General features: G+C 37.2%; 14 protein-coding genes. 1 reads left to right on the top strand and 13 read right to left on the bottom strand.

What is annotated here, in order from left to right; all coding sequences use genetic code 11:
- The first annotated feature begins 168 nt into the window (after window positions 1–168).
- Window positions 169–1530: an oxaloacetate decarboxylase subunit alpha gene (locus tag BN358_RS05595; RefSeq protein ID WP_019228226.1), complete on the top strand. Its 1362-nt coding sequence runs from the start codon at window positions 169–171 to the stop codon at window positions 1528–1530.
- 94 nt (window positions 1531–1624) lie between these two features.
- Here BN358_RS05595 and BN358_RS05590 read toward each other — a convergent pair whose 3' ends face one another.
- From BN358_RS05590 to BN358_RS05530, 13 genes are all read right to left on the bottom strand, one after another.
- Window positions 1625–2602 carry an ABC transporter ATP-binding protein gene (locus tag BN358_RS05590; protein WP_019228225.1) on the bottom strand — a complete coding sequence of 326 codons (978 nt, stop codon included), beginning with the start codon at window positions 2600–2602 and terminating at the stop codon, window positions 1625–1627.
- Entirely contained in the window at window positions 2599–3585 is a 987-nt protein-coding gene (locus BN358_RS05585) for an ABC transporter ATP-binding protein (RefSeq protein WP_040582091.1), read from the bottom strand. Before BN358_RS05585 ends, BN358_RS05590 begins: the two co-directional genes overlap by 4 nt.
- Window positions 3586–3606: 21 nt before the next feature.
- Window positions 3607–4515 (bottom strand): ABC transporter permease, encoded by a 909-nt coding sequence (locus BN358_RS05580; RefSeq protein ID WP_019228223.1) that lies wholly within the window; start codon window positions 4513–4515, stop codon window positions 3607–3609.
- A gap of 12 nt (window positions 4516–4527) precedes the next feature.
- On the bottom strand, window positions 4528–5448 hold the full coding sequence (locus BN358_RS05575; RefSeq protein WP_019228222.1) for an ABC transporter permease: 921 nt from the start codon (window positions 5446–5448) through the stop codon (window positions 4528–4530).
- Between the two features lie 56 nt (window positions 5449–5504).
- Complete coding sequence (locus tag BN358_RS05570) at window positions 5505–7163, bottom strand: ABC transporter substrate-binding protein (protein ID WP_019228221.1); 1659 nt, start codon at window positions 7161–7163, stop codon at window positions 5505–5507.
- 217 nt (window positions 7164–7380) lie between these two features.
- Window positions 7381–8628 (bottom strand): nickel-dependent lactate racemase, encoded by a 1248-nt coding sequence (larA, locus tag BN358_RS05565; protein ID WP_019228220.1) that lies wholly within the window; start codon window positions 8626–8628, stop codon window positions 7381–7383.
- A gap of 165 nt (window positions 8629–8793) precedes the next feature.
- Entirely contained in the window at window positions 8794–10164 is a 1371-nt protein-coding gene (locus BN358_RS05560) for a hypothetical protein (RefSeq protein ID WP_019228219.1), read from the bottom strand.
- A 24-nt stretch (window positions 10165–10188) separates the two neighbouring features.
- Window positions 10189–11487 carry an acetyl-CoA hydrolase/transferase family protein gene (locus tag BN358_RS05555; RefSeq protein ID WP_040582090.1) on the bottom strand — a complete coding sequence of 433 codons (1299 nt, stop codon included), beginning with the start codon at window positions 11485–11487 and terminating at the stop codon, window positions 10189–10191.
- Window positions 11488–11780: 293 nt separating this feature from the next.
- Window positions 11781–12059: a NifU family protein gene (locus BN358_RS05550; RefSeq protein WP_019228217.1), complete on the bottom strand. Its 279-nt coding sequence runs from the start codon at window positions 12057–12059 to the stop codon at window positions 11781–11783.
- Window positions 12060–12127: 68 nt separating this feature from the next.
- The gene (locus tag BN358_RS05545; RefSeq protein ID WP_019228216.1) at window positions 12128–13579 is read right to left on the bottom strand and encodes a 4-hydroxyphenylacetate 3-hydroxylase family protein; all 1452 of its coding nucleotides are present in this window, start codon (window positions 13577–13579) and stop codon (window positions 12128–12130) included.
- Window positions 13580–13842: 263 nt separating this feature from the next.
- Window positions 13843–15225, bottom strand: coding sequence for a sigma-54-dependent Fis family transcriptional regulator (locus BN358_RS05540; protein WP_019228215.1), 1383 nt, complete (start codon window positions 15223–15225; stop codon window positions 13843–13845).
- A gap of 295 nt (window positions 15226–15520) precedes the next feature.
- Window positions 15521–15745: a hypothetical protein gene (locus BN358_RS05535; protein WP_019228214.1), complete on the bottom strand. Its 225-nt coding sequence runs from the start codon at window positions 15743–15745 to the stop codon at window positions 15521–15523.
- 283 nt (window positions 15746–16028) lie between these two features.
- Window positions 16029–17207, bottom strand: a 1179-nt coding sequence (locus BN358_RS05530) for an acetyl-CoA C-acetyltransferase (RefSeq protein WP_019228213.1), incomplete at its 5' end; no start/stop codon positions are given.

Here is a 17207-nt window from a genome sequence, read left to right as displayed (position 1 = left end):
ATTTTCAAATTATTATATACAAAACATTTTTTTTATGTTATTATATCATACATACATAATTCATTACAAGGAAAAGCTTAATATAGTATGCTGTATCTTACAAATTTGCATTTATTTTAAAGGATATTTGCATTATTAATGATTATAATATCAATTAGAGGAGGATTTATGCCTAAACTAAAAATAACTGAGACATCACTTAGAGATGGACATCAATCTTTGATTGCTACAAGATTAACAACCGATGAAATTTTGCCTATACTGAATGAAATGGACAATGCCGGATTTTATTCCATGGAAGTTTGGGGCGGAGCAACTTTCGACACATCCCTGAGATTTTTAAACGAAGATCCATGGGAAAGACTGAGAAAAATTAGAGCTAATGTTAAAAATACAAAGTTACAAATGCTTTCAAGGGGACAAAATTTATTGGGATACAAGAATTATCCTGATGACATAGTGGAAAAATTTCTGAAAAACGCAATATATGAAGGAATTGATATTGTAAGGATATTCGATGCACTGAATGATTTCAGAAACTTAAGAAAATCTATTGAGGTTATTAAGGAAGAAGGGGCTCACTGCCAATGTGCCATTTCTTACACAACTAGCCCGGTGCACACAAGAGAATATTACCTTAACCTTATTAAGGACTTTGAAAATGCCGGAGCAGATTCAATATGCATCAAGGATATGTCAGGAATTTTGCTTCCATATGAAGCGTATGACCTGGTTAAAGCAATAAAAGAAGTTACAAAACTTCCTTTGGAATTCCACACACACTGCACTAGCGGAGTTGCACAGATGACAATGCTTAAGGCAATTGAAGCAGGAGTGGATATAATTGACACAGCCATTTCTCCTCTTTCTTCAGGCACATCACAGCCTGCCACAGAATCTTTGGCTTTGTCCCTTGTGGGCACTGAGTGGGATCCGAAGCTGGACTTTAATAAGCTTAACAACACTGCTGATTATTTCAAGGAAGTTATGAAAAAATATCAAGAAAACGGCACATACAATGTGAAAGTGCTTATGACTGAGCCTAAGACATTGCAGTACCAGGTTCCTGGTGGAATGCTATCAAACATGATTTATCAGATGAAGACACTTAACGCCAGCGACAAATTTGAAGAAGTGCTGGCAGAAGTGCCAAGAGTAAGAGAAGACTTAGGTTTCCCTCCTTTAGTAACTCCAATGAGCCAGATGGTGGGAGCACAGGCAGTTTTCAATGTTATATCCGGCACAAGATATAAAATTATTCCTACAGAAATCAAAAATTATGTTAAAGGATTGTATGGAAAATCTGCTTCCCCTATTTCCGAAGAAATCAAGAAACTCATAATCGGAGATGAAGAAGTTATTACAGTACGACCTGCAGACCTGTTAAGTGACGGTTTTGAACAGATAAAATCAGAGATAGGTGACCTGGCGCAGTCAGAACAAGACGTATTATCCTATGCACTGTTCCCGCCCGTTGCAAAAGAATTCTTTGAAAGAAGAAAATCCATGTCTGTTGACATGGCAATCTAAAATTTTAAACTTAGCATAAAAGCTCCCTGCTGTAAAGCAGAGAGCTTTTTAAATGCCTCTTCTTCTCTTACCTTCCTATATTATATAATACATACTAACTTTCCAATACAAAGTGGCATGCTGCAAACCTGCCATTATAGTTTTTCATTTCCGGTTCATACTCTGAACAAATATCCTTGGCATATGGGCACCTAGTTCGAAATCTGCAGCCTGAAGGAGGATTAACCGGGCTTGGTATTTCACCTGTTAGAATTTTTTTATCTTCTTTTTTAAGCTTTGGATCCGGCTTTGGGACTGCTTCTATTAAAAATTTTGTGTACGGGTGAAGAGGCCTTTCAAAAATATCCTCCGTATTGCCTATCTCACAAATTTTTCCAAGAAACATCACACATACCCTGTCTGAAATGTATCTTACCACACTCAAATCATGGGATATGAACAAATAGGTAAGGTTGAATTCTTCCTGCAGGTCATGAATGAGGTTTAATATCTGGGATTGAATGGATACATCAAGCGCCGATACCGGTTCATCACAGACAATCAATTCAGGATTTAACGCAAGAGCTCTGGCAATGCCTATGCGCTGTCTCTGACCTCCGCTGAACTGATGAGGATAACGGTTAATAAATTCCCTACGGATTCCCACCTTCTCCATTAATTCCTTTACCCTGTTTTCATTTTCCTTTTTTGTTTTATATATTTTATGAGTTTTTAGGGGCTCAGAAATTATCTGGCATACGTTCATCCTTGGATTGAGAGATGCATAGGGATCCTGGAAAATAATCTGCATTTTCTTTCTTAGTTCCCTCATTTCATTGCTTTTTAGCCCTACCAGATCAGTTCCTTCAAACATTACGCTTCCTGATGTAGGCTCAATTAAATTTATCAGAAGTCTTCCAAGCGTGCTTTTGCCGCACCCTGATTCCCCCACCAGAGACAATGTTTCTCCCCTAAATATTTCAAAGTTTACATCTGAAACAGCCTGCACAACATTTTTTTTGCTGCCGTGAGAATTTGTCACACTGAAATTTTTTACAAGATTATTTACCTTTACAAGCACATCTTTACTCATTGTCTCACCCCGTTTTCATATAAAAAACATCTGACGCTGTGATTTTTGTCAATCTTGTACAATTCAGGCTCCTGTGTGAAACACTTTTTTGTTGCCTTATCACATCTGGGACTGAACCGACAGCCCTTTGGAAGCTTAAGAAGGTTAGGGACAACACCTTTTATGCTGTACAGCCTTGTGTTTTTGGAATGTATTCTTGGTATTGAACGCATGAGTCCTTCTGTATACGGATGACAGGGTTTTTCAAAAAGTTCATTTATATCTGCCTGTTCCATAACCTTGCCTGCGTACATTACATATACATAATCACAAATTTCCGCCACCACTCCAAGATTGTGGGTTATCATCATTATGGAGGTGTGGTTTTTATCACGGAGTTCTCTCATAAGATGCAGTATCTGAGCTTCAATTGTAACATCGAGAGCTGTTGTTGGTTCATCAGCTATCAAAAGCTTCGGTGAGCAGGACATGGCCATTCCAATCATAACCCTCTGCCTTAACCCTCCGGACAGCTGATGCGGATATGCATTGAATCTTTTTTCTGCTTCAGGAATTCCTACATTTTTAAATATTTCTATTACCTTTGACTTGGCTTCCTCTTTGCTTATATTTTTATGGATGGTTATTGCTTCACTCACCTGCTTTCCAACCGTATAAACAGGATTCAGTGAAGTCATGGGCTCCTGGAATATCATGGAGATCTCGTTTCCTCTTAACTTCCTCATTTGTGCTTTGTTTAATTCCAGAAGGTTTCTTCCATTGAATTCAATTGAACCTTCTACGGTTTTTCCAGGCCTTTGAAGCAAACCCAATACAGAAAGGGATGTGACGCTTTTCCCACAGCCTGATTCACCAACTATTCCAATGATTTTACCAGAAGGTATTTCTATGGTGACACCGTCAACTGCAGGCACAATTCCTCTTTTTGTAAAAAAGTGCGTCTTAATGTTGTTAATTTTAAGTAAGGATTGTTCATTGCTCATTTCACTCATATTACACCTCAGCTATTCCTTCATATATGGATCTATTGCATCCCTTAGTCCGTCTCCAAGAAAATTGAATGTAAGAACTATTATTAAAATTGCTATGCCCGGCGCCAATGCAACAATCGGATTTGTAAACAAAAACTTCTTGCCGTTGTTAACCATCAGACCCCAGCTGGCCTCAGGAGGCTGTGCTCCAACACCAAGAAAGCTTAAATTTGCTTCCGATAAAATTGCACCGGGTATGTTTGTTGTGAACAGCACAATCAAAGATGGCAGACAGTTTGGCAGAAGATGTTTAAACATGATGACGCTGTCTTTAACTCCTATGGATTTAGCGGCTTCAATGAATTCTTTTTCTTTCAGTGACATTGCCTGTGACCTTACAACACGTGCAGTTCCTGCCCAGTTGATGATGGTCAGTGCAATAAAAAGATTGAATGTGCTTGCCCCCAGCGTATACATTATTACCATGGCAAGAAGCAGTGATGGAAAGGCAAGCACTACATCTGCCAGCCTCATAATGACAAAATCTATTTTTCCCCCGAAATAACCTGATATGAGTCCCAATACTGTTCCAATAATCATAGACAGCAATGTTGGAACAAGACCCACAAACAAGGATACCCTGCTGCCGTAAATTATTCTGCTGAGCACATCTCTTCCCAGCTCATCAGTACCAAGCAAATGTTCTGCAGAAGGTCCCTTGAGCCTTGACAGCAAATCAATTGCATAAGGATTATGGGGGGCAAAAACCGGAGCAAATACTGCCACTATTATTAGTAGTATAATTAATAAACCGCTGATGGTAGCAACCTTGTTGGTTCTGATCATATTTTTAATTTTATAAAAAATGTTGTCGTTTTCAGCAATTTCAGATTCTATGTCGTATTCTTCAATTACTGTTACAGTTTCTGTGCAGTCACTCATGTCATCACCTCATCATTCTACTCTTATTCTTGGATCAACCAACGAATAAAGCATGTCTGCGCAAATGTTTCCAAATATTATCAATGCAGTGGCAAATACAACTGAACCCTGCAGAAGCGGCATGTCCCTTCCTTGAATTGCATCCACTGATAGTCTTCCTATGCCCGGTATTCCAAATATTGATTCAGTTATTACTGATCCTGAAAGGAGGCTTGCAATTTGAATTGCCATTATTGTAATTACAGGGAGCAGGGAATTTTTGAGTGCGTGGTCCACAACAACGCCTGTCTCTTTCAAACCCTTTGCCCTTGCAGTCCTGATATAATCATTTTTCATTGCCTCCATAAGATTTGATCTTGTAAGTCTTGCAATTGTACCCGCTGAATTCCACCCAAGAACAAGTGCAGGCATAATGAGCTGCTTCCAGCTTCCAAAACCTGAAACGGGAAGCCACCCAAGCTTGTAAGAAAATGTATATTGTCCCAAAAGCCCTATTAAAAAAACAGGCATTGATACTCCAAATAAGGCAAATCCCATGAAAAGCTGATCTGTTATGGTGCTTTGTTTTATAGCCGAAATTATTCCTATGGGAATACCTATAATCCACGAAATTATTGCTGCAGTAGTAGCTAACTTGATTGTTATGGGAAAAGCCTGCACAATTAAATCTGAAACCGGCCTGCTCAATTTATATGAAGTGCCAAAGTTTCCTCTGAGAGCATCTCCAAGAAATCTTAAAAACCTTATTATGGCAGGGTCATCCAAATGCATTGTCTTCCTTAAATTTTCTATAACGTCGGGCTTTACGTGTTCTCTCATCATGACTGTAATCGGATCACCAGGAACTACATTAAGCATCATGAAAGTAATGAACGCTACTCCTATGAGCACAGGCACAGCTATTAAAATCCTCTTAAAAAAATATTTAGCCATAATACCTCCATTTGTAATGAGAGAGTTTATCAATTAAGATAAACTCTCATGATTAATTAGTTTTCAATCACCACATCATAGAATGACATGTCTGACCAGCCATTCCATGCAATATGGAATTCCTTAACTCTGTCGCTTACAACAAATATTTTGTTCATCTGGAACATAGGAAGTATAGCTGCATCTTCATTTATAATAATATTATCCATCTCCTGATAATACTTAAGTCTTGCATCAGGATCAACCATGGTTCTTGCTTCATCGAGACCTGAAAAAACTTCAGAATTGTTGTAGCATGTAGATCTTACAACTGCATTCTTTTCTGAAAAGAATGTGTAGTAGAAGTTATCAGGATCATTGTAGTCAGCCCACCATGAGCTTCTGTAAACAGGAATTTCACCGGATTTTCTCATTGCATAGTATGTAGCCTCGTCAACTTGAGTTATTTTAACATTTACTCCTATCTGAGACATCATGGACTGTACAACCTCATTCATTTCCAATGTAGTTGCACTGTCTGAAACCTGAATAATTTCCATTTCAAACCCATTTGGATAACCTGCCTCTGCAAGCAGTTCCTTTGCTTTTTCAGGATTGTATTTTATTTCTTTTGCCTCTGAATTATGTCCCAATACAGATTCAGGTAAAAATGTGTTCAATACCATTCCTTCTCCGTCATACATGGTATCAAGAATTGTCTGTCTGTCTACAGCCATTTGAAGTGCTTGTCTTACTTTCAGATTGCTGTAAGGTTCCATACTGTTGTTGAATGCGTAAAAATATAATCCGGCTTCAGGAGCGCTTATAATATTATCTTTATAATCAGGACTTGATTTGAAATATGGCACCTGAGTTCTTGCTTCAGAAGTGTCAAACACATCAAGTTCGCCGCTTTCAAACATCATCCTCTGTGTTTCTGCATCAGGAATTATTTTCACAGTGTATCCGTCAATCTGAGGCGCACCTTTAAAATACTCCTTGTTTGCAACCAGCACAACCTCTTCATTTACTGACCAGCTTTCTACCTTAAAAGGCCCTGTTCCTACTGTAACAGAAGTATCGATTCCAAACTGGTCTCCTGCTCCTTCCGTTGCTTCTCTGTTCAATATTGAACATCCTGGAGTTGCAATATTTGCAATGAATGGAGCAAATGGTTCTTCCAGGGTTATTTCAACTGTATTGTCATCAATAACTTTAACGCCTTCAACATGATCAGCTTTTCCTTCAAATACTTCTGTTGCACCTTTTATCATATCGAAGAAGTCAGTGTTCATTGCTGCCGTATTAGGATTCATCATTCTGTCTATTGTGAACATGACATCATCTGCTGTAAATACTTCTCCGTTATGGAATGTTACATCCTTTGCAAGATGGAATGTGTATACAAGACCATCTTCTGACACATCCCAGCTTTCTGCCAATCCTGGCACCAGTTCAGGTTTTCCGTCAACTGTTACAGCTTCAACCAGCCTGTCATAAATATTCAACGGTTCTCTGTAATATTCGGATGTCTTTTGAGGATCCAATGTGGCAGGATTGTCGGATGACGCTATCTTTAAAATTTTGTCTGTTGATACTGGTTCAGCAACTTGAGGTTTTTCTGTTTCTGTCTTACTTTCTGCAGAAGCGCTGGTGTGTGAACCCGAGCAGGATGTCATAACAGGAAGCATGATTATTGCTGCTGCCAATAGTATTGCTAATTTTCTTCTTATCATTTTTTATCCTCCGTATTTTTAATTTCTCTTCTGATTTAGCTGAAAAAAAAGACGCCGTAGGTATAACCTACAGCGCCTTTGCTGAAATCTTTTTTTGTATTATAGCTCTATAATTATTGATTGTCAATCATATTCTTTAATTTTTTTCAATATATTAAAAGATAATTTTTAAATTTATTTTACGCCTTTAATGTACAATTGTACGCAATGTACGCAATTACCCCACATAGTTAGGAAGGGTGCTGCCACCTGCAGGCATTATTATAACTCTTGATTTACGGCCGGATTTATTCAGTGCTCTGTCAACAGCATCCTGCAGATTATCGAAATACTTAAATCCAATGTGTTCAATTGTTGATTTGTCATAATCTGTGACCATGTATATTTCAGATTTCATAAGTGTCATTGCAATAGCAGCTGCCTTATGACCGCCAAGAACGAAATTTTCCCTTATTTCCTTTACCATCTGTTCCTTTGTCTTTGTCATCATCCATTTTTCGAAAATATCATTTTCTAAGCCTTCCTTGCATGAGGCACAGAGAATTATTGTTCCCCCGTCTTTTACGGCATGTCTTGCATTGTCCAGAGCTTTCTGAGCCTGGTATATATTTATGTCCTTTGGATATCCTCCCGGCGAAACAATGACAACATCTGCTTTTTCTTTAATGTTAACTTTGTACATCAAATCTAATGCACGGCAGGCAGCCCTGTGTGCCTCTATGTAGTGTCCAGCAAAAGCTCCAACAATTTTTTTGTCGGAAGATTGCAAAACATTTAAAATAAAGTCAATTTTTATATGTTTACCAACTTCGTCTATGTCCTGCCTTACAGGGTTAGTGTCAAGGTTTCCTGCATATGAACCGTCCTTAACCATATTTGAATGGTTGGCTTGAATTGCAGCATAGCTGGAAACACCGGGCATTATAGCTTTTGCTCCCCCTGAGTATCCTGCAAAATAATGATATTCCACATTGCCAAGACAAATAATCCTGTCCGCTTCTGCTACAGGCGTGAAAATGTCTACTGGAGTTCCATTTTTGCATGTTCCAAAATTTTTGCAATCATCCATGTTGCTGTCAACGATTTTTATTGTTTTATAAACTTCTTCTCCAACCAATTGCTTTTTTTCTTCTTCAGTGTGTTTCCTGTGGCTTCCAAGAGCCAACACAATTGTTATGTCACTTTGATCTACATTTGCCTTTTTAAGCTCCTGAACAATGTACGGCAAAACTAATTTACTCTTCATAGGCCTTGTAATATCGCTTGTGATTATGACAATCTTTTCTCCTTTTTTTGCGATTTTATCCAAGGGTTCAGAATTGATAGGATTTTTTAAAGCTTCTATAATTATAGATTCTTCAGAATCATTGTTGTCCACTGTGTTTGGCATCAAAATTTCTGTAGTGTGTGTGTCATCAATTTTGGCATAAACATAATCTTTATCTTTTTTTAATTTGATCTCCATTTTGCCCTCCGCAAGTTGTATTGCTTAATTATATATAATTAAATTGTTAAATTCCACCTTTTTTAATTTTTTTGTTTTTTAAAAACAAAGGCTCTCTGCGTGCGCAGAGAGCCTTTATGCCTCTTAATTTTTTCCCTTTGTTCTAAAAACTCTTGTTATATGTTACTAACTTGCAAGTTCTTCTAGTTCTTCAATTTTCTCAACTTCAGCAGTTTTCTTTGAAGACAGAAGCAAATGCAGAATTATTCCAACTGCAAGTCCCCAGGCTGCGCTTTTAGCTACAATAACTGTACCCATTACACCTGCAATTCCCTTATCCATTTCTGTTTCACACATATCCATTGCCAGTCTTGTGCATATATATCCCTGAACCAACAATGTCAATGACAATGCCACAGGCAATACAGGCTGTACTAATGAAACTATCGGAACAATGGCAACCATGAGAAGACTGGTCCATCTGAATGTTCCCATACCGCCTACCAGAGAATCCATAGCATCTCTGCCGTCTTTATATCTTTGAGAAACAGATGCTGTAACCGCTGCCCATAATGGACCGCTCAATTGCGTATAAGGAGATATTAAAGATTGAATTATGTTTCTTATACCGCTTATTAAGTTTGATCTGTTTGCATTGAAGTCAACTTTTTCATCAGGTCTTGCTTCATCTGCTTCACGAATGAGTGTCTCACTTGTTACAAAATCACCAAATGCAATTATATAAGCCATTACTGCCATTGGTATTGCCTGAAGAAATACAGCTGCACTTGGGAATCCTATGCTGAACGGACTAAGTGTTTCCATTATTCCTGCCAAATCAGGTATTTTTATAAATGAACCCATTTGAATATTAGGAAATGGAAGTTCTCCTGCTAAAGGTCCTACAATAATTGCGATGGCTACTGCCGGAAGCATACCATACTTGCCCAGAGCATTTGCAAACTTACTTGTCTTTCTTAAATTTCTAAACTTCTGTGAGAACAATAAATAAAATGCAACCAATACTCCAATTGTTACTGCTATAGGATATGTTCCAAAGCGTCCGCCTGTCTTAAATTCTCCGTAAATAGCCGCAACACCTGCTCCAAGAAGAATTCCTGCTTTTATTGATGTTGGTACAATGTGTATTACTTTATTTGCTATTCCTGTTATACCAAATACTATAAATATAATACCTACCTCAAACTGCAGAGCTATAAGAGCTTGAGTTCTTTCTGGACCTATAATGTAGTTAGACAAAAATGCTATCGTTAACGGAATAGATGGTGTTATCCATCCTGGAACAACCGGATCTCCCAACAAGGAGTGCAGTATATAACCCATGCTGTTGATAATAACCATGCTCCATGCAATGTCATTTGAAACTCCCAGAACTTCAGTCAAAACCGGAATAGCTCCAAGACATGTAGCACACATAAGTATTGCTTGAAAAAACTCAGACCATTCCCACTTGTAGTGAATAAAAGGCAATCTGATCTTGAATATACCCGCTGGTATATAAGGTTGTTCTTTACCGTATTCTCTTACTGCTGACATAGACTTTTCTCCCTTAGTATTATTTTAGAATTTTGTGGAAAATCTTTTTTCGAATTCTTTAACTAGTTCATCTCTAAAATCTGGGTGAGCAATATTTATAAGTGCTCTTGCTCTGTCTCTTAATGTCTTGCCCTTTAGATGCGCAACCCCATATTCTGTTACAACATAATCTACATCGTTACGGGAAGTTGTTACTGCAGCTCCTTCATCCAACAGTGGAACTATTTTTGAAACTGTTCCCTTGGCTGCTGTAGATGGCATTGCCATTATTGATTTACCGTTCTTAGCCATTGTTACACCTCGAACAAAATCAACTTGACCGCCAACACCGCTTATTTGCTTTAATCCTATACTTTCGGAACATACTTGACCCATAAGATCAACCTGCACGCATGAATTGATTGAAACCATGTTGTCATTTTTCATAATAACTGTCGGATTATTTACATAATCAACAGGATACATTTCAACCATTGGATTGTTGTTGACAAAATCATAAAGTTTTTTACTTCCCATTAAAAACGCAACTATCATTTTTCCAGGATGTAGTGTCTTCTTCTTATTTGTAACAACTCCTGCCTCAAACAATTCAACTACTCCGTCAGAGAACATTTCAGAGTGTATTCCTAAATCCTTTTTATCTTTCAGGAATAACAATACCGCATCCGGTATGGCTCCAATACCCAACTGTAATGTATCTCCATCTGAAACCAGAGAAGCACAGTTTTCTCCAATTGCCTTTTCAATTTCACCAATTTTAGGAGCACCTAATTCAATTATGGGAGCTGAATGTTCAACAAAACAATCTATTTCTGAAACATGTAAAAATGTGTCTCCCATTGTTCTAGGCATTTGATCGTTAACTTGAGCTATTACAATTTTAGCTTCTTGTGCTGCTGTCTTTGTATAATCAACAGACACCCCAAGACTGCAGTAGCCATGTTCATCAGGAGGTGTTACCTGAATAAGTGCCACGTCTACAGGCATTGATGTTCTGAACAGTCTTGGAACTTCGTAGAAGAAACTTGGTGTAAAGTCACCTCTTCCGCAGCTTACTGCATCACGAGTACATGCTCCTACAAAAATGGAATTGTGTCTGAAGTGCTTTTCCATGCCAGGTTGAGCATATTCACCTTTTCCCATGGCAACCATGTGAACAATTTCTACATTTTCATATTGGTCCTTGTTCTCGACCATTTTTCCTACAACATATGATGGTTCACCAACTGCATGACCAATTACAACTCGGTCATTAGATTTTATTTTTTTAACAGCTTCTTCCGCTGTCAAAAGTCTTTCATTGAATATTTCTTTCCAACTCAATAAACTTTTCCTCCTCGCCATAATTTTAGTTGATGGTATTATTCCTTTAAACTTCAAGTAATCATTTTCAGAGTTTATAAATAATTTCTTTGTACTTTTAAATGGTTCGTGTTCAGAGCACGCTCTGCTGCATCCGTTTATTACTGCCACAATATCATAGAAAGTGTTATCCTTGGCATTTTCAAATGAGATTTCCTTGTGCTCACTTATAAGCTTCTCAACTAGTTTTTTTCTGTCATAGCCGGGATTGCATCCGCCGCAATACTTTATTCCAATTTTCATAAATAACCCTATTATAATTTCTTATTCAGTATTTTACTGGCAAAGGCTAATAATTCGTCACTGACACCTTCAATCAATACAATTTTTTCAACTTCCGGAACATGTTTTTTAACTTCTATTTCAATAACATCTTCAACTGTAAATCTTGCTGATGGGCAGTTGCTGCATTGACCTTCAAGCTTAATATCAAGAACACCATCTTTAAAATCCAGTACTTTTACATTTCCATAGTGTTCCGATAATTTAGGCCTTACATATTCATCAAGCACATGTTCTATTTTTTCAATCATGTTAAGCTCCATTGTGTTTGTGTGTTTTTGTGTGTACCCGGAACCCCTGAGAGTTCCGGGCTCGAAAATTATTCTGTAATTTGTGCTATTGCTTTAGCTAATTCTTTCTTTCCGTTAATATTTCCCTGTCTAGCTATCATGATTCTTTGAGCCTGTGGTGAGCCTGCGCCGTGCATAGATTCTGTTCTATAACCAACTGCAGCTGTTCCTAATGTCAGGTTTTCAATTAATCTTAAAATTCTTAATCTGTTTTCAACAGAAACTGCATTTACACCCTTCAGATATTTTTCAACATAAGGTCCAACTACAGGATCTTTTAGATCTTTTTCAGATGGAGCTGTAACCATTAAACCGCCGGCAATATCTTCAGCCAGTCTTGCAATTTCATATGGGAATCTTGTTACATTTTGCTTACATACATTTGCCAAAAGTAAATCTATAATATAATTTCCTGATTCTGTCTTAGAACCTTCTGCTGAACATGCAATACCGCTGCTGTACAATGTTTCATTTAAATGTGTCATTTCAATTAATTTATCTTTTACGTGAGATGCCTTTTGTGCTCCGTTGTAATCAGCTGCCAAAGCTGCTGCACCTATAAGAACGTCACCAACTCCAACCTTGCATCCGCCGTAGCTTTGTCTGTGGTATCCTGCAAATCTTTCAACAAGCATTCCGGCAAATTCAGTTTCTCCATTTAAGAATATTCTGTCGTTAGGAACAAACACATCATTAAATACTACCAAAGCTTCAACACCGCCATACTGACTGTTTCCAACATCTAACTGTGAGCCTTCCAATTTTCTTGTATCGCATGACTGTCTGCCTATTATCATCAATATACCTTCAGCATCAACAGGAACTGCAAATGATATTGCATAATCTTTATCTTCAGGAGACAATGCGATTGTAGGCATTACTATTACTTCCTGTGAGTTACAGATACCTGTTTGGTGAGCTTTTGCTCCTCTGACTACTACACCGTCAGGCCTTCTTTCTACAACTCTCAAATACAAATCAGGATCTGCTTGTTTGCTTGGAGAAAGTGCTCTGTCTCCTTTAGGGTCAGTCATGGCTCCATCAACAGTCATGTCATTTTCCTGAACAAATTTCATGTAATTAACGAAATTCTCATGATACTTAGTTCCATGTGCCTTATCAATTTCATAAGTTGTACTAAATTCTGCATTAAAAGCATCCATTCCTACGCATCTCTGGAAACAGGAAGCAGTTTTTTGTCCCAATAAACGCTGCATTTTTACCTTTTTAATCAAATCTTCCGTACTTTGATGAATGTGGCAGAAGCGGTTGATTTTTTCTCCTGTAATAGAAGATTTTACTGTCATTAAATCTTCATATTCAGGCATTTGTGCTAAATCATAAGTTGCTCTTACTGAGTTCAGAGATGGTCTGAGTATTGGGTTGTCAACAGGGTTTTCAACCTTTTCTCCAAACATATAAATTTGCATGTTCATCTTTCTAATGCTTTCGATAAATTGTTCACCAGTCATTAATGCCATTATATATACCTCCAAGAATTTTTAATTTACGCATATATAAATAGCATATTCCATGCCAATTATTTAACAATCAACAAGAATCTAATAAAAATTTTTAATATTGATATTTCAACAAATACTAATACGCAAAATATTTGATCTTCAAACATTTTTTATATCAATTTTTTGATTGATGTAAATTTGCATCAAAAACTTAAAAATTCATGAAAAAGAGCAAAAAAATACCGATGCAATAATGCAACTGGTTGCATTATTGCATCGGTCTAAATGTACTTTTTTCTCTTTCTGACGAAAGTAGACGGATCAATACCAAGTTCCTTTGCAGCATCTCTTACGTTGCCGTTTCTTTCATATGCCTTTAGGAGAAGTTCTCTTTCAACAACTTCCAATGCATCAGAAAGTTTCACTATTTTGTCGTAAGATTTTTTTTCAGCATGAGAAGCTTCAGTAATATGAGGAGGTAAATCTCCTTTAGTAATTACGTCATCTACTGTTGTCACTGTTATTCTTTCAACCAGATTTCTTAATTCTCTCACATTTCCGGGCCAGCTGTATTCATACAAATATTTCAGTGCTTCTTGTGATATCTTCTTATTTAAACCATACTTTTTGTTAAATTCCTTCAGGTAGTATTCTACAATTGGAATAATGCTGCTGGTTCTGTTTCTCAATGGTACCACCTTTAGGGGAACAACATTTAGACGATAGTATAAATCCTCACGGAAAAGGCCATCTTCAACCATTTTCTGCAAGTCTCTGTTTGTTGAAGCAATTATTCTAACATCAACCTTTATAAGTTTATTGCTTCCAATTTTTTCTATTTCACCATCCTGCAAAACCCTTAATAGTTTAACCTGCATTGCCAGTGGCAGCTCCCCAACTTCATCCAACAGCAATGTACCGTTATTTGCCGCTTCAAATATTCCAAACTTCCCACCCTTTGAAGCTCCCGTAAAAGAACCTTCCACATAACCAAAAAATTCCGATTCCATTAAGCTCTCCGGTATTGCTCCGCAGTTTATTTTTATAAAAGGCTTATCTCTTCTGAGGCTGTTGTCATGAACATATTTTGCAAGCACTTCCTTGCCTGAACCTGTTTCTCCATTAATCAATATGTTTGTATCAACACGAGCAACACGTTTTGCCAGCAGTAAAAGATTCAACATTTCTTCATCTTCTGCCACTATATATTCAGTCCCTGCAATTTGTTTGTTCAGTTCCTCAATTAAGTTTTGGTATTTTAAATTTTCTTTTTTACTTTTAATTACCTTTTCTTTTAAAGCTTCTAAATCTGTAATATCTCTGACATTGGTCACTACCAACTGAATTTTTCCATCTGAATCATAAAATGGTGTTCCTGTGACCAGCGCGCACTTACCGGTGTTAAATTGCTGATGCAGTGTGTATGATGCATTGTCCTTTAAAACTTTCAAGGTAACTGACTGGGATATGATGCCCTTTCTTACTAGTTCCTCCATGTTGTGACCTAAGAGGTTTTCTCTTCTTAGTCCTGTAATTCGTTCATAGCTATTATTTATTAATATGGTATTTGCTTGTCCATCTGTTATATAAATACCATCATAAGAAGTCTCTATAATCGCTTCCAGCATCATTAAATGATCTAAACTTTTAAAAGCCTCTTTCATATACATACCGTGTATAATAAGTTATACTTTCCTTCCTTGAAATGTTTCAAAGTCATAGCACAATTATAGCCTTAACTTTGGTTAATATATTAACAAGTAATACAAGTGATTGTCAATACACTGGTTCAATTAAAAATTCATTTAGTATACTTTTATTATCATAATCTATATTAAATCCGCTCAAATATTCTTTCAAACTGACAGGAACAGCTATTACCATATTATTGACTTCGTAAAATTCCCAACTCTCGTCACTTGCATGTTCATCCAGAACAAGATTATAAACAGGAGTGCCTCATCCTGCTGATGAATAGACAAAGTCAATTCTGTACATTGCGCCAACAATATTGGAATTTTTAAGCTCATAATCCATTTTTTTAAGAGCAGAGTCTGTTACGTTAATTACCATGTCATTTTTGATTTCAACTTGAGAAGTATTAGTTTCTTCCGTCTTTGTTTCAGAGCTGTTGCATGATGTAAGAACCAATGCTGTAAACAATAATATAATCAGTTGTTTCATATATCGTCCTTGTAAAATAAATTTAGCTTATAAATTCATTTTCCTTTCTTAATTATTTTCTATGTTATAAAGATAATGTGGATGTTTCTGCAGAAATTGCAACAATTCGACTTGATTATTTGTATGTATATTTATTTGTTCTATTGTAAATGTTATACTTTTTATTTTATTATGTTTTTCTCGATTTGTCTATACATTTATTAATGTAATTTTTGTTAAAAAAGAGGCTGCATTAGCAGCCTCTCAAATATTAAATGCCTCTTAGAATTTAATATGCCCTTTTTTATCTTTGTACCAGCATGGCAGTTCCCATTCCGCCGCCTATGCACAATGTTGCGAGACCTTTTTTAGCATCTCTTTTTTGCATTTCGTAAATCAATGAAACAAGAATTCTTGCTCCTGAAGCTCCGATTGGATGTCCAAGTGCTATTGCTCCGCCGTTTACGTTTGTAATGTCTTCACTTAAACCCAAATCTCTTACAACTGCACATGCCTGTGATGCAAATGCTTCATTTGCTTCTGCAAGTTCAATGTCTTCAATTGTCCAGCCTGCTTTAGCAAGAGCTTTTTTTGTTGCCGGAACAGGTCCTATACCCATTATTTTCGGATCTACTCCTGCTGAGCCATATCCTGCTATTTCGCACAAGTATTTGAGCCCAAGTTCATCAGCTTTTTCTTTGCTCATGATTACCAGAGCTGCTGCTCCGTCATTTATTCCTGATGCATTACCTGCTGTAACTGTTCCGTCTTTTTTGAATGCTGGTTTTAATTTTGCCATCTTATCTAATGTTGAACCGTGTCTTGGATATTCATCTGTATCTATTACAACCGGATCACCTTTTTTCTGTGGAAGTACAACAGGAACTATTTCATCTGCAAATCTTCCGCTCTTTTGTGCTTCTTCAGCTCTGTTTTGGCTTTGAACGGCTATTCTGTCCTGTTCTTCTCTTGTAATACCCCATTGTTCAGCTACATTTTCAGCTGTGATTCCCATGTGGTATTGATTGTATACATCTGTAAGTCCGTCATAAACCATGTAGTCTATGATCTGGCCGTCTCCCATTCTTTGTCCCCATCTTGTTTTAGGTAAAAGATATGGAGCATTTGTCATGGATTCACATCCTCCGCAAAGAATAACATCGCATTGTCCGCTTTCCACAAATTGTGCAGCCATGCTCACTGCTCTTAAGCCTGAACCGCATACCATGTTGATTGTCAGCGCCGGAATTTCTATTGGAACTCCTGCACCCAATGTAACCTGTCTTGCAACGTTTTGTCCAAGACCGGCTCCTAAAACATTTCCAAAATAAACTTCTTCGATTGCACTTGGCTCAATGCCTGCTCTTTTAATTGCTTCTTTGGCTGCAATCACGCCTAAGTCAACAGCTGATAACGGTGATAATGCTCCTCCGAAAGAACCTATTGGTGTTCTTGCTGCTGATACTATTACTGCCTTTCTCAT

Origin of the sequence: Sedimentibacter sp. B4 (assembly GCF_000309315.1) — a bacterium.
Taxonomy (GTDB): domain Bacteria; phylum Bacillota; class Clostridia; order Tissierellales; family Sedimentibacteraceae; genus Sedimentibacter; species Sedimentibacter saalensis.
Note: the sequence above shows the minus strand (reverse complement) of the source record. Positions and strands in the feature narration are given on the sequence as shown.